We start from the raw sequence: 12910 nt of genomic DNA on the forward strand, positions 1-12910 counted from the left end.
TTCCCGGCCTCAGAAGCTGGTCCAGTCCTGCGATTCGGCAGACGGTTTGGCCGCAGCCAGGCGTGCAGGGCTTGCAGGGCGCGCGCCAGCTGCGGGTCGTGCCGGTGCCGGCTTGGCCGGCGCCAGCGCGGATGCCGTGGCCGCGCGGGTGGGCACGGACGCCGGCAGCGGCGCCTGCAAACGCGGCTGCTGTGCCGCGCCATCCTGGTCGCCCAGGCGGAAGATGGCCACGGCCTGCACCAGGCGCTGGGCCTGGGACTTGAGGCTGGAGGCCGCCGCCGCGCTTTCCTCCACCAGGGCGGCGTTTTGCTGCGTGACCTGGTCCATCTGGCTCATGGCCTGCCCGACCTGGGCCACACCGGCGCTTTGCTCGTCGCTGGCATTGCTGATCTCGCCCATGAGGTCGGTCACGCGCTGTATGGATTGCAGCACCTCGGCCATGGTGGCGCCGGCCTGGTCGGCCAGCTCCGCGCCCTGGCTGACGCGCGTGGCGCTGTCAGTGATGAGCTGCTTGATCTCGCGGGCGGCCTGCGCGCTGCGCTGGGCCAGGGTGCGCACTTCGGCGGCCACCACGGCAAAGCCCTTGCCCTGCTCGCCGGCGCGTGCGGCCTCGACGGCGGCGTTCAGGGCCAGGATGTTGGTCTGGAAGGCGATGGAGTCGATCACGCCCACGATGTCGCCGATCTGGCGCGAGCTGGCATGGATGTCCTGCATGGCGCCCACTACTTCCTGCACCACGGTGCCGCCCTTGGCCGCGATCTGGCTGGCGCCGCGCGCGAGCTGGTTGACCTGGCGCGCGTTGTCCGCGTTCTGCTGCACGGTGGAAGACAGCTCGTCCATGGAGGCTGCGGTTTCCTGCAGCGCGCTGGCCTGCTGCTCGGTGCGGCGGCTCAGGTCGGCATTGCCCTTGGCGATCTGCTCGCTGGCCACGGCCACGCTGTCGGCGTTGTTGCGCACATCGCTGACCACGCTGGCCAGGCTCTGGTGCATGGCGTTGAGCGAGGCCTGCACGCTGCCGGCGGGCGCTTCGCTGCGCACCAGTCCGGGGTCGAGGTTGCCGTCGGCGATCTGGCGGGCGACTTCACCGAGCTGGGCAGGCTCGGCCCCCAGCGCGCGTGTCAGGCCGCGTGCGATCAGCCGGCCCATGAGCAGGGCCAGCACGAAGGCGACCGCGCTCACGCCGATCTGCATGTTGCGTTGCTGCACATAGGACTGCGTGGCCTGCTTCACCATGACCTGGGCGTGCTGGCGCGTGAGCTGGCTGTACTCGTCGGTGGCCGCGATCAGCTGGGCCAGCAGCGGCCGGCACTCGCTGTTCATCTTGGCAATGGCCTCGTCCCTTTGCTGGCGCAGCGCCAGCGAAACGATGTCCAGCGCCACCGGGCCGTAGCGCTGCTCTATCTGGTCGATGCGGGCGACCAGCGCGCGAGCCTCCTCGCCCACCCCGGGCGCGGCCACCAGGGCCTTGAGCTGGTCCAGGTGGGACTTGACCGCGGCATGGGCGGCGTACACGGCCGTTTTTTCCATGTCCAGATCGGCTGGCGTGTTCACCAGCACCAGGTTGCGCGCCGCGATGGCGCGGCTGTCCACGGCCGCGCGCACCTGTTCGGCCAGATGGGCGCGGGCGTTCACGCCGTCGACGAACTGGGTCAGGTTGCGGTCGGAACCGTCCAGCGCATGAAGGGCAGATACGGAAACCAGTGCGACCAGTAAAGCCAGGGCGGTAAAGGCGGCGTAGAGCTTGGTCTTGACGGTCCAGGTGCGGAGATTCATGGCGCTTTCCAGGTAGGTGGTGCAAGTATCAGTTTCTATCAAAAATAAATGATTTATTTGATAAAGCCCTAAGGGTGAATTGTTAAATTTCAACTTGAATTGACAAATTCAGGCTAGGTGGGTGTTAGGCGTTACCAGCCCGCTTCCCAAACGGGCTGGATCAAGAAAGCCCGCATTTCATGAACGCATGCGGGTCTTGCACCTGGGATGCCGGGTGCGCCGGCGCTACAGTCGGGGCCCCTACCCCATGCATACCCCTCCCCACATCCAAGGCTGGTGCCCCGGCGCCTGGCAGCCCATGGCCTCCGGCGATGGGCTGGTGCTGCGCGTGCGCCCGCCGCTGGGCCGCCTGACGGCGGCCCAGGTGCGGCGGCTGGCGCGCCTGGCCTGGGTGCATGGCAACGGCGCGCTGGAGCTGTCCAGCCGCGCCAATGTGCAGTTGCGCGGCATTGCGCCCGGGCGGCACGCCGCCGTGCTGCGCGCCCTGGCGGCCGTGGGCCTGCTGGATGCCGACGCGGGCCGCGAGCGCCGCCGCAACCTGGTGATCGACCCGCTGTGCCGGCTGCAGGAGGCCGTCCATGCACTGGGCCAGGCCCTGCAGCAGGCGCTGGATGCGGCCGACGACCTGGCGGGGCTGCCGGCCAAGTTCGGCTGGTCGGTGGAAGGCGCGCCGGGCCGGCTGGCGGGCGTGTCCGCCGATATCCGCCTGCAGCGCACAGCCATCGGCTGGCTGGTGCAGCCCGATGGACGGCAGCAGGCGCTGGCCGTGGCCGATGCCCGCCAGGCCGTGGCCGTGGGCCTGGCGCTGGCGCGCTGGTTTGCCGGTCAGGCCTCCCTTCGCCGCGCCCAGGGCTTGCGGCCCGGACGCATGGCCGCGGTGGCGGCGCAACTGCAGCCGCCCCCCGGACTGGACTGGGTGGAGACAGAAACCCCGGCCCACGGCGAAGGACCGACGCCCGGTGCCGTGCCCGGTGTGGGCTGGCTGCTGGGCGCGCCGCTGGGCCGCTTGCCGGCCGTGGCGCTGGCGCGGCTGGTGCGCGCCTTGCCTGAGCAGGCCTTTTTGCGTGTGACGCCCTGGCGCATGCTGCTGGTGGAAGACGAAAACGCGGAATCTGGTGCCGCCATGCCCCGCTGGTGGGCGGCTGCAGGGCTGGACAACGCCGCTGACTGGATCACCCACGCCCATGACCCGCGCCTGCGCGTATCCGCCTGTACCGGCGCGCCGGGCTGCACCCAGGCCCTGGGTCCCACGCAGACATTGGCGCTGGAGCTGGCGCCGCAGGTGCCCCACGGCGCGCACCTGCATGTGACCGGATGCGCCAAGGGCTGCGCGCGGCAGGCGCCGGCCACGGTGGTGCTGCGGGCCGAAGGTGAAGACGAGGGCGAAGGCCCTGTCTATTCCGTAGTGCGCCACGGCCGTGCCGGGGATAGGGCGCAGGAGCAGCGGACCCTGGCCTCGGTGCGAGACAATCCGGGATTGCTGTTTTCAAAAGAATAATGCTGCACCGCTACGAAACCGATGGCGCCGAGATCTACCGGCAGTCCTTTGCCACCATCCGCCGCGAGGCGGCGCTGGAACGCTTCACGCCTGTCGAGGAACGCGTGGTGGTGCGCATGATCCACGCCGCTGGCCTGGTGGAGCTGGCCCCGCACGTGGCCTTCTCCCCCGGCATGGCCGAGGCCGCCGCGCAGGCCCTGCAAAACGGCGCGCCCGTGCTGTGCGACGTGCGCATGGTCAGCGAGGGCATCACGCGCTCGCGCCTGCCCGCCGCCAACCCCATCATCTGCACGCTGCAGGACGAGCGCGTGCCCGCACTGGCCCGTGACATGGGCAACACGCGCAGCGCCGCCGCGCTGGAGCTGTGGCGCCCGCACCTGGCCGGGGCCGTGGTGGCCATCGGCAATGCGCCCACGGCCCTGTTCCACCTGCTCAATATGCTGCAGGACCCGGCCTGCCCCCGGCCGGCAGCCATCATCGGCTGCCCCGTGGGCTTTGTGGGCGCCATGGAATCCAAGCAGGCGCTGATGCAGGACCTGCCCGTTCCCTGCATGGCCGTGCATGGCCGCCTGGGCGGCTCGGCCATTACCGTGGCCGCCATCAACGCACTGGCCAGCCATGTCGAGTAGGCAGCCGCGTCCCAGCCAGGGCGGGCCCGGCATTGTCTGCGTGGGCCTGGGCCCGGGCGACCCCGAACTCATGAGCGTCAAGGCCGACCGCCTGGTGCGCGGCGCCCGCCAGGTGGCTTTTTTCCGCAAGAAGGGCCGGCCCGGCAAGGCCCGCCAACTGGTGGACGGCCTGCTGGCCCAAGGCGCCGCCGAGCACGCCATGGAGTACCCGGTGACCACCGAGCTGCCCGTGGACAGCCCCGCCTATGTGGACCTGCTGGCGCGCTTCTACGACGACTGGTGCCTGCGCCTGGAAGCGCTGGCGCAGACCGGGCAGGTGGTGGTGCTGTGCGAGGGCGACCCCTTCCTCTACGGCTCCTTCATGCATCTGTACACCCGGCTGCGCGAACGCGGCCAGGTGCCGCTGGACGTGGTGCCCGGCATCCCCGGCATGGTGGGCTGCTGGCACGCCACGGGCGAGCCCATCACCTGGGGCGACGACGTGCTCAGCGTGATGACGGGCACCCTGTCGGAAGACGAACTGGTGCGCCGCATGCAGACGGCCGAGGCCCTGGTCGTCATGAAGGTCGGCCGCAACCTGCCGCGCATCCGCCGCGCCCTGCAGCGCACGGGCCGGCTTGACGCCGCCTGGCTGGTGCAGAACGGCACCACGGACAGCGAGCAGGTCGCGCGCCTGGGCGATGTGTCCGACGACGCCTGCCCCTATTTCGCCATCGTGCTCGTGCACGGCCAAGGCCGCCGGCCGGAGGCCGCATGGTGAGCGCCGGCCGCCTGACGGTGGCGGGGCTGGGCCCGGGCGCACTGGACCAGATCACGCCCGAAGCCGCAGCCGCCTTGCACGGAGCCGACGATGTGGTCGGCTACCTGCCCTATGTGTCCCGCGCGCAGGCCCTGCTGGCGCAGGCGGGTCAGGGCCAGGCCGTGGCCTGGCATGCCTCGGACAACCGCGTGGAGCTGGAGCGCGCGCGCCAGGCGCTGGCGCTGGCCGCGCAGGGGCGGCAGGTGGTCGTGGTGTCCTCGGGCGACCCGGGCGTATTCGCCATGGCGTCGGCCGTGTTCGAGGCCATGGAATCCGCCGATGCGGCGCAGGCCGCCGCCTGGCGGGCGCTCGATATCCAGGTGCTGCCCGGCATCACCGCCATGCTGGCCGCCGCCGCGCGCGCCGGTGCGCCGCTGGGCCATGACTTTTGCTGCATCAATCTCTCGGACAACCTCAAGCCCTGGCCGGTGATCGCGCGGCGCGTGGAACTGGCGGCCGAGGCCGACTTCGCCATGGCCTTCTACAACCCGCGCTCCAAGAGCCGGCCCGAAGGCTTTGTGCGCCTGCTGCAGCTGCTGCGCACCCGCTGCGAGCCGCAGCGCCTGCTGGTGTTCGCGCGCGCCGTGTCCACGCCCGAGGAACACTTGCACGTATGCACGCTGGCCGAGGCCACGCCCGAGATGGCCGACATGCGCACCGTGGTCCTGGTGGGCAACAGCGCCACGCGCCGCGTGGGCCGCTGGGTCTACACGCCACGCCACTACGGCATGGATGGCGGCGCTGGCGGTGCTGTCGGCGCCGTCGGCAGCACGCCATGAGCAATCCAGTGCAGCACCGCAGCCACCGACCCGGTGCGCTGGCGCTGCGGCAGCGCCGGGCGCTGCACCATCACCACGGGCAGGCCCAGGGCGCGTGCGGCATCGAGCTTGCCGCGCGTGGCCTCGCCGCCCGCGTTCTTGGCCACCAGCCATTCGATGCCGTGCGTGTGCAACAAGGCTTCATCGTCTTCCGCGCTGAAAGGACCGCGCCCCAGCACCACCGTGGTGTGGGGCAGGGGCAGGCTGCCGGGCTCGGGCGCATCGACCAGGCGCAGCAGGTAGTGGTGCTGCGGCTGGCCCGCAAAGGCCGCAAGCTGCTTGCGGCCCACGGCCAGAAACACCCGGGCGGCTGCCTGGGGCAGGGCGGCAGCGGCGGCTTGCATGTCGGGCACGTCGATCCAGGCGTCGCCGGCACTGGCCTGCCAGGGCTCGCGCTCCAGCGCCAGCAGCGGCGTGCCGGTGGCGGCGCAGGCCTCGCAGGCATTGCGGCTCATCTGCGCGGCGAACGGGTGGGTGGCATCGACCACATGGCTGATGGCCTGCCCGCGCAGGAATTGCGCCAGGCCCTGGGCACCGCCAAAGCCTCCCACGCGCGTGGGCAGGGGCTGGGCGATGGGCGACTGCGTGACGCCCGCATACGAGAACACGGCGGCAATGCCGGCGCGGTGCAGGGCCTGGGCCAGCTGGCTGGCGCCGCTGGTGCCGCCCAGCAGGAGAACATGGGGCATGACTGATCCCTGGTTGACATTGGTGGGCCTGAACGAAGACGGCCTGGACGGCCTCTCGCCCGCCGCGCTGCGCGCGCTGGACGCGGCCGAGACCGTTTTTGGCGGGCCGCGCCACCTGGCGCTGGCCCAGGCCGGCGAGCGGGGCCGTCCCTGGCCCGTGCCCTTTGACGTGGCGCCCGTGCTGGCCTGCCGTGGCCGGCCCACGGTGGTGCTGGCGTCGGGCGATCCGTTCTGGTTCGGGGCGGGCGGCAGCCTGGCGGCGCATCTGGCGCCGCAGGAGTGGCGCTGCCACGCCCAACCTTCGACATTTTCGCTGCTGGCGTCCCGCCTGGGCTGGAAGCTGGAAGACACGGTCTGCCTGGGCCTGCACGCCGGCCACGTGGAGCAGCTGCTGCCGCACCTGTCGCCAGGCCGCCAGTCGCTGGTGCTGCTGCGCGATGGCGCCGCCGTGGCCGCACTGGCGGACTGGCTGGTGGAGGAAGGCTGGGGCGACAGCCGCCTTCAGGTCATGGAATCCGTGGGCGGCCCGCGCGAGCGCCGCCGTGCATGGCGCGCCGCCGAAGCCGCCCAGGCCCTGGCCGCCGATCCGGCCCATGCGCCCGTGGCCGTGGCCCTGCTCGCCCAGGGCGGCGCGGCCCTGCCGCTGGTGCCGGGCCGGCCCAACCACTGGTACGCCAACGACGGCCAGATCACCAAGGCCCCGGCCCGCGCGCTGACCCTGGCGGCTCTTGCGCCGCGCCACGGCGAATGCCTGTGGGATGTGGGCGGCGGCTCGGGCTCGGTGGCCGTGGAGTGGTGCCTGGCCGGTGGCTCGGCCATCAGCCTGGAGCAGCATGCGGCGCGTGCGGACAACATCCGCCTCAACGCCCGGCGCTTCGGACTGCAGGCGCGCCTGCGCGTGGTGCAAGGCGTGGCGCCCGAGGCGCTGGCCGGGCTGCAGGCGCTGGCCCGGCCCCAGGCCGTGTTCGTGGGCGGGGGCTTTGACGCCGCCCTGTTCGAATGCCTGCAGGGCCTCATGCCCGCGGGCTGCCGCCTGGTGGTCAATGCCGTGACGCTGGAGACCGAGGCCCTGCTGGTGCAACTGCAGGCCGAGCACGGCGGCCAGCTGCTGCGGCTGGAGATTTCCAGCGCCGAGCCGCTGGGCCGCATGCGCAGCTGGAAGGCTGCGCGGCCCCTGGTGCAGTGGAGCTGGCAGCGGTGAACCCGGACGAAGCCATCCCCCACCGCTGCGGCGTGCTGGGCCTGGGCCTGCACACCGACGCACTGCCCCATGCGCTGCAGGCGCTGTGGCAGCGGGCGCAGGCGCACCTGCCGGAAAGCGCAGACGCAGGCGCCTGCGCGCCCCAGCCCATCTGCGCGGTGGCCGTGCTGGACACCAAGGCCGGCCATCCGGCGCTGGAGGCCTGGATGTCGGCGGTCGTGCCCACGGCCGTTCTGGTGCGCGTGCCGCCAGGGCAACTGCCTGGGCAGCCCGTGGTCACGCAATCGCCGCGCATGCTGGCGCGCTACGGCACCGGCAGCGTGGCCGAGGCGGCGGCACTGGCCGCAGCAGGACCCCATTCCGCGCTGAGCGTCACCCGCCTGGTGGCGGACGACGGCAGTGCCACCCTGGCCCTGGCCTTCGGCCAGGCCGGGCCATTGAACTGTTGCCTGGCCCTTGCCGGCAAGGCATGCAACCCCAAGGAGCAAACGGCATGACCGTGCATTTCATCGGCGCCGGCCCCGGCGCCGCCGACCTGATCACCGTGCGCGGGCGCGACCTCATGGCGGCCTGCCCGGTCTGCCTGTACGCAGGCTCGCTGATACCGCGCGAGCTGCTGGCGCACTGCCCGTCGGGCGCGCGCATCGTCAACACCGCCTCCATGAGCCTGGACGACATCGTGGCCGAGATCCAGGCCGCCGAGGCGCGTGGCGAAGACGTGGCGCGCCTGCACTCGGGCGACCTGTCCGTCTGGTCGGCCATGGGCGAGCAGCTGCGCCGCCTGCGCGAGGCCGGCATTGCCTATACCGTCACGCCCGGCGTGCCCTCGTTCGCGGCCGCCGCCGCCACGCTGGGCGCGGAGCTGACCCTGCCCGGCCTGTGCCAGTCCGTGGTGCTGACACGCACTTCGGGCCGCGCCACGGCCATGCCCGAGGGCGAGAACCTGGCCGCCTTCGCGGCCACGGGCGCCGTGCTGGCCATCCATCTGTCCATCCATGTGGCCGCCAAGGTGCAGTCCGAGCTGCTGCCGCACTACGGCGCCGACTGCCCCGTGGCCATCGTCTGGCGCGCCAGCTGGCCTGACGAAACCGTGGTGCGCACCACGGTGGGCAGCCTGACCGAGGCCGTGGCCACCCACATGGAGCGCACGGCCCTGATCCTGGTGGGCCGCAGCCTGCAGGCCGAGGACTTCGGCGAAAGCCGCCTCTACGCGGCCGACTACGACCGCCGCTACCGCCCGCTGGGCACCGAGCCGCGCTTTCCCGCCACCGATGTGCATGCGAATGCCGCGCTGGATACCGCGAGGGATACCTTGAGGGACACCGTGAGCGACACCGTGATCGACGTGCCCCCCGGGAACCCCGCCCCATGAGCGCGGCCCTGCCGCCCGTGGCGCTGAGCCTGATCGGCATCGGCACGGGCAACCCCGACCACCTCACGCGCGAAGCCCAGGCCGCCATGCAGGCCGCCGACCTGATCCTGCTGCCGCACAAGGGCGAGGACAAGGCCGAACTCGCCGCCCTGCGCCGCGACCTGTGCGATTCCGTGCTCACTGCGCCCGGCCCGCGCATCGAAGGCTTCGACATGCCCGTGCGCCGCAGCGTGGGCGACGACTACCTGGCCCAGGTCGATGAATGGCATGCGGCCATCACGCGCTGCTGGCAGGCGGCCATCACCCGGTCCCTGGACGAGGGGCTGCAGCCGCGCACCCCCGGCCAGCCCTTGCAGGTCGCCCTGCTGGTCTGGGGCGACCCGGCGCTGTACGACAGCACCCTGCGCATTGCCGCGCGCATGCAGCCAGCGCCGCACAGCGTGCGCGTGGTGGCGGGCATCAGCTCCATGCAGGTGCTGTGCGCCGCGCATGCGATCGCGCTCAACGGCATAGGCCAGCCCTTCGTGGTGACCACGGGCCGCCAGTTGCGCGAGCAGGGCTGGCCACCCGGCGTGGACACGGCCGTGGTCATGCTGGACGGGCAGTGCAGCTTCACCGAGCTGCCCTCCCACGGCCTGCACATCTGGTGGGGCGCCTACCTGGGCATGGAGCGCCAGATGCTGGACAGCGGCCCGCTGGCCGAGGCCGCCCCGCGCATTGCGCACGCCCGCGCCGCAGCGCGCGAGCGGCATGGCTGGATCATGGATATCTACCTGCTGCGGCGCAGGGACTGAGACCGAGGCTGCTGCAAAGCCGGCCCCCAAGCTGCACACACCCTTCATCAAGGAATCCCGCCATGCAGATGGACAACATCCCCTTCAACACCACCGACTGGGCCGCCGTGGCGCACCGCTCGCCCTCGCCCTCGCGCTCGCCCAAGGGCGCCAGGCTCTTCGTGGTGGACTGAACCTTCCGCCACCATCGCCACGGCCACTGCAGCGCGCTGCAGTGGCGCACGGCGCGGTATGCCAGGGGCTCATGCCCGGCCGGCGCAATGCCTGACGGACGGATGGCTCTCGAAGTACGCTGCCATGGTCTTGAGCAGGCCCGTGAGGTCCTGGCGCACTGCCTCGAAGCCGGCGTTGCGCTCGCGCGTGTCCTCGTCCATGTAGATGGGCCGGCGGATCTCGATCTGCATGCTGTGCCGCTGCAGCGCGGGCTGGCCGATCCTGGCGATCAGCTGCACGCCCTTGTAGGGATCGTTGCGCGCCACGGTGTAGCCGCAGCCGCGCAGGTATTCCTCCACCAGGGCGACGAAGGCGGGCTCGCAGGTGCTGCCGTCGCGGTCGCCCAGCACGAAGTCGGCCAGCGGCCGCTCGCTGCGGATCTGCAGCCGCTCATAGGCGTTGTTGGGCATGGAGTGCAGGTTCAGGTGCCAGACCGCGCCAAAGCGCCGGTGCGTGTCCTCCACAGCCCGGGCCAGCGCCTGGTGGTAGGGCTGGTAGCAGCGCGCAATGCGCTGCTGCACCTCGTCCACGGGCAGCAGGCGGTCGTAGATGGGCTGGTTCTTCACGGTGCGCCAGATCAGGCCCGAGCCGATGCGCGTCTTCTCCCCGGGCGACAGCGGCGTGGGCCAGGGCGTGGCCAGCAGGGCCGGGTCTATGTCGTCGAGTGTGCGGTTCAGGTCCAGGTAGCTGCGCGGGAACAGCGCCTCCACCAGGGTGGCGCCGGCTGCGGGCGCGGCGCCCCACAGGGCCTCGACATGGGTGTCCTCGGCCGCACGCAGCACGGAGCGCGGCACGGCATGCCCGAAATCGCCGGGGTAGCGCACACCGCTGTGCGGCGAATCGCACACCAGCGGTATGGCGGCGCCCTCTGGCGGGTGCAGCACGTACAAGGCCTGATCCTGGAGGGTGTCCTGCATCTTCATCTCACTCCGCGCTGATCTTGGCGACCTTGGCCACGGCGGCGTAGCGCGCCACGGCCTGCTCGATCTGGGTCTGGAACTGCTGCGGCGTGTTGGGGATGAGGGTGGCACCCGCGTCCTCCATCTTCTTGATGAAGTCCGGCTGCTTCATGGCCGCATGGATGGCCTGGTTGAGCCGGCGCACCACCGGCGCCGGCGTGCCTGCCGGCGCGACGATGCCGAACCAGCCGCCATTGCCCATCTGCGGAAAGCCGAGCTCGCCGTAGGTGGGCACGTCGGGCAGGGCGGGGGAGCGCTTGTCCGAGAGCACGGCCAGGGCGCGCAGCCGCCCGGCCTGGATGTGGGTGAGGGCCGAGGGCAGGTTGTCCGTGATCGCATCCACCTGGCCGGCCACGGCGTCGTTGAGCGCCATGCCCGATCCCTTGTAGGGCACGTGCAGCAGCTCGATCTTCGCCAGGCTGGAGAAATACTCCACGTTGGCATGGCCCAGCGAGCCCATGCCGGGCGAGGCGAAGGTGATCTTGCCCGGCTCCTTCCTGGCCATGGCCAGCAGCTCGGCCATGGTCCTGGCGGGGAACTTGGCGTTGACGGCCAGCACGCTGGGCACGGTCGCCACATTGCTGACGGGGGCGAAGTCCTTGACCGGGTCGTACTTGAGGCGGTTGCCGTAGGCGGCGGCGTTGGAGCCGTGCGTGCTCATGGTGGCCATGCCCAGGGTGTAGCCGTCGGGGCGCGACTTGGCCACCTGCTCCATGCCCAGCGAGCCGCCTGCACCGGCGCGGTTTTCCACCACGATGGCCTGGCCCAGCTCGCGGGCCGCGTATTCGCCGATCAGGCGCGCGGCCAGGTCGGTCGAGCCGCTGGCCGCAAAGGGCACGATGAGGCGGATGGGCCGGTCGGGAAACTCGGCACGGGCCGCCGTGGCGCCCAGCAGGGCGATGCCGGCGATGGCGCCAAGTGCGAGGACGGTGCTGAGGCGTGCACGAAGCGGTGCGCCAAGCGGTGAGCGAAGGGATGTGGGCGTGTTCATGACGACAAAGTGTCGGTGGCATGGCCCGTGCTTCCAAACGACAATTTGGCCGCTAGCATGACTGTTGCGCATGCTCGCACCGGCTTCGGGCGCGCCGTTGTGCTGTCCGTCAATGCCCGTTCAGGGTCTGTATTCCATGCGTCTGCACTCGCCTTCGATGTCCGAGCTTCATGCCTTTGCCACGGCGGCGCGGCTGGGCAGTTTTTCGCGCGCGGCGGCCGAGCTGTGCGTCACCCAGAGCGCGGTCAGCCGTGCCGTGGCACGGCTGGAGCAGCACTACGGCCTGGCGCTGATCAAACGCAATGCGCATTCCCTGCACCTCACGCCCGTGGGCCGGGAACTGCTGGATGCGGTGCGCGAGCCGCTGGCCGCCATCGAGGAAACCAGCGCCCGCCTGCGCCTGGGCGCGGCCGACCGGCCGCTGAACCTGGCGGTGGTGCCCACCTTGGCCAGCGCCTGGCTGATTCCGCGCCTGCGCGCCTTCCAGCAGCTGCACCCCGGCATCCGCGTGAACTTCGTGCCCTACCGCAAGAGCGAGGATTTCACCGGCCCCACGCCCGACGCCGCCGTGCTCACCGGCCTGGACCCCGAGGACTGGCCGCACTGCAGCTGCGACTACGTCATCGGCCGCGAGATGGTGCCCATCTGCCACCCGGCGCGCATGGCCCAGCGGCTGGCCCAGGGCGCCTGGCGCAAGCCCGGCGACCTGGCCACCGAGCCGCTGCTCTACCACACCACCGCCCCGGGCAACTGGACGCAGTGGCTGCGCGCGGCCGGCGCCGGCCGCAAGGCGCCCAACCTCGCCACGGCGTTCGATCAGGTGTCCATCCTGATCCAGGCCGTGATTGCGGACATGGGCCTGGCCCTGGTGCAGCGCTGCCTGGTGCGCGAGGAACTGCGGGCCGGCACCGTCGTGGTGCCTTTTGACCTGCCGGTCACGCTGCAGCGCGGCTATTTCCTGTGCGTGCCCGGCGACCGGCGGCCCCGGCCCGGCTTTGCCGAGTTCCGCCGCTGGCTGCTGGACACGGCGGCGGCCGATATCGCCACCATGGGCATCCACCCGGCCGCAGCCTGAGACTGCGGTGCGGCAGGTGTTCATGCGCGGCGTTGACTCCGTCGGAGCCGATCCATTGCGCAGCGCAAGAACATCCCTCCCCACCCGCAACCACGGACC

13 protein-coding genes are annotated in these 12910 nt (G+C 71.5%); 9 read left to right on the forward strand and 4 right to left on the reverse strand.

Annotated elements, in window-relative coordinates:
- Nucleotides 1-9 precede the first annotated feature (9 nt).
- The gene (locus tag JHD82_RS16315) at nucleotides 10-1773 is read right to left on the reverse strand and encodes a methyl-accepting chemotaxis protein (protein WP_199137477.1); all 1764 of its coding nucleotides are present in this window, start codon (nucleotides 1771-1773) and stop codon (nucleotides 10-12) included.
- A gap of 247 nt (nucleotides 1774-2020) precedes the next feature.
- On the opposite strand from JHD82_RS16315, the gene cobG reads away from it, so the two are divergent.
- Genes cobG through cobJ form a run of 4 tightly spaced genes read left to right on the forward strand, consistent with a single transcriptional unit; the run spans nucleotide 2021 to nucleotide 5478 of the window.
- Nucleotides 2021-3271: a precorrin-3B synthase gene (gene cobG / locus JHD82_RS16320; RefSeq protein ID WP_199137479.1), complete on the forward strand. Its 1251-nt coding sequence runs from the start codon at nucleotides 2021-2023 to the stop codon at nucleotides 3269-3271.
- Complete coding sequence (locus JHD82_RS16325) at nucleotides 3271-3900, forward strand: precorrin-8X methylmutase (RefSeq protein WP_013800507.1); 630 nt, start codon at nucleotides 3271-3273, stop codon at nucleotides 3898-3900. The genes cobG and JHD82_RS16325 overlap by 1 nt, the downstream gene beginning before the upstream one ends.
- Nucleotides 3890-4660 carry a precorrin-2 C(20)-methyltransferase gene (cobI, locus tag JHD82_RS16330; RefSeq protein WP_013800508.1) on the forward strand — a complete coding sequence of 257 codons (771 nt, stop codon included), beginning with the start codon at nucleotides 3890-3892 and terminating at the stop codon, nucleotides 4658-4660. Before JHD82_RS16325 ends, cobI begins: the two co-directional genes overlap by 11 nt.
- On the forward strand, nucleotides 4654-5478 hold the full coding sequence (cobJ, locus tag JHD82_RS16335) for a precorrin-3B C(17)-methyltransferase (protein WP_199137481.1): 825 nt from the start codon (nucleotides 4654-4656) through the stop codon (nucleotides 5476-5478). Before cobI ends, cobJ begins: the two co-directional genes overlap by 7 nt.
- Here the strand turns inward: cobJ and JHD82_RS16340 are convergent.
- The gene (locus JHD82_RS16340) at nucleotides 5421-6206 is read right to left on the reverse strand and encodes a cobalt-precorrin-6A reductase (RefSeq protein ID WP_199137483.1); all 786 of its coding nucleotides are present in this window, start codon (nucleotides 6204-6206) and stop codon (nucleotides 5421-5423) included. The genes cobJ and JHD82_RS16340 overlap by 58 nt on opposite strands.
- On the opposite strand from JHD82_RS16340, the gene cbiE reads away from it, so the two are divergent.
- The 4 genes from cbiE to cobF are packed head-to-tail and all read left to right on the forward strand — an operon-like array spanning nucleotide 6205 to nucleotide 9573.
- Nucleotides 6205-7407, forward strand: a complete 1203-nt coding sequence (gene cbiE / locus JHD82_RS16345; RefSeq protein WP_199137485.1) for a precorrin-6y C5,15-methyltransferase (decarboxylating) subunit CbiE — start codon at nucleotides 6205-6207, stop codon at nucleotides 7405-7407. The genes JHD82_RS16340 and cbiE overlap by 2 nt on opposite strands.
- The gene (locus JHD82_RS16350) at nucleotides 7404-7904 is read left to right on the forward strand and encodes a cobalamin biosynthesis protein (RefSeq protein WP_199137487.1); all 501 of its coding nucleotides are present in this window, start codon (nucleotides 7404-7406) and stop codon (nucleotides 7902-7904) included. Before cbiE ends, JHD82_RS16350 begins: the two co-directional genes overlap by 4 nt.
- The gene (cobM, locus tag JHD82_RS16355) at nucleotides 7901-8779 is read left to right on the forward strand and encodes a precorrin-4 C(11)-methyltransferase (RefSeq protein ID WP_199137489.1); all 879 of its coding nucleotides are present in this window, start codon (nucleotides 7901-7903) and stop codon (nucleotides 8777-8779) included. The genes JHD82_RS16350 and cobM overlap by 4 nt, the downstream gene beginning before the upstream one ends.
- Nucleotides 8776-9573 (forward strand): precorrin-6A synthase (deacetylating), encoded by a 798-nt coding sequence (cobF, locus tag JHD82_RS16360; RefSeq protein ID WP_199137491.1) that lies wholly within the window; start codon nucleotides 8776-8778, stop codon nucleotides 9571-9573. Before cobM ends, cobF begins: the two co-directional genes overlap by 4 nt.
- A 242-nt stretch (nucleotides 9574-9815) precedes the next feature.
- Here cobF and JHD82_RS16365 read toward each other — a convergent pair whose 3' ends face one another.
- Together JHD82_RS16365 and JHD82_RS16370 are read right to left on the reverse strand one after the other, a co-directional pair.
- Nucleotides 9816-10703 (reverse strand): N-formylglutamate amidohydrolase, encoded by an 888-nt coding sequence (locus tag JHD82_RS16365; protein WP_199137499.1) that lies wholly within the window; start codon nucleotides 10701-10703, stop codon nucleotides 9816-9818.
- Nucleotides 10704-10710: 7 nt separating this feature from the next.
- Complete coding sequence (locus JHD82_RS16370; RefSeq protein WP_199137501.1) at nucleotides 10711-11736, reverse strand: tripartite tricarboxylate transporter substrate binding protein; 1026 nt, start codon at nucleotides 11734-11736, stop codon at nucleotides 10711-10713.
- 136 nt (nucleotides 11737-11872) lie between these two features.
- On the opposite strand from JHD82_RS16370, the gene JHD82_RS16375 reads away from it, so the two are divergent.
- The gene (locus tag JHD82_RS16375) at nucleotides 11873-12811 is read left to right on the forward strand and encodes a LysR substrate-binding domain-containing protein (protein WP_199137503.1); all 939 of its coding nucleotides are present in this window, start codon (nucleotides 11873-11875) and stop codon (nucleotides 12809-12811) included.
- Nucleotides 12812-12910 lie beyond the last annotated feature (99 nt).

The sequence above is a fragment of the Delftia sp. ASV31 genome (assembly GCF_016428765.1).
Taxonomy (GTDB): Bacteria; Pseudomonadota; Gammaproteobacteria; order Burkholderiales; family Burkholderiaceae_C; genus Comamonas; species Comamonas acidovorans.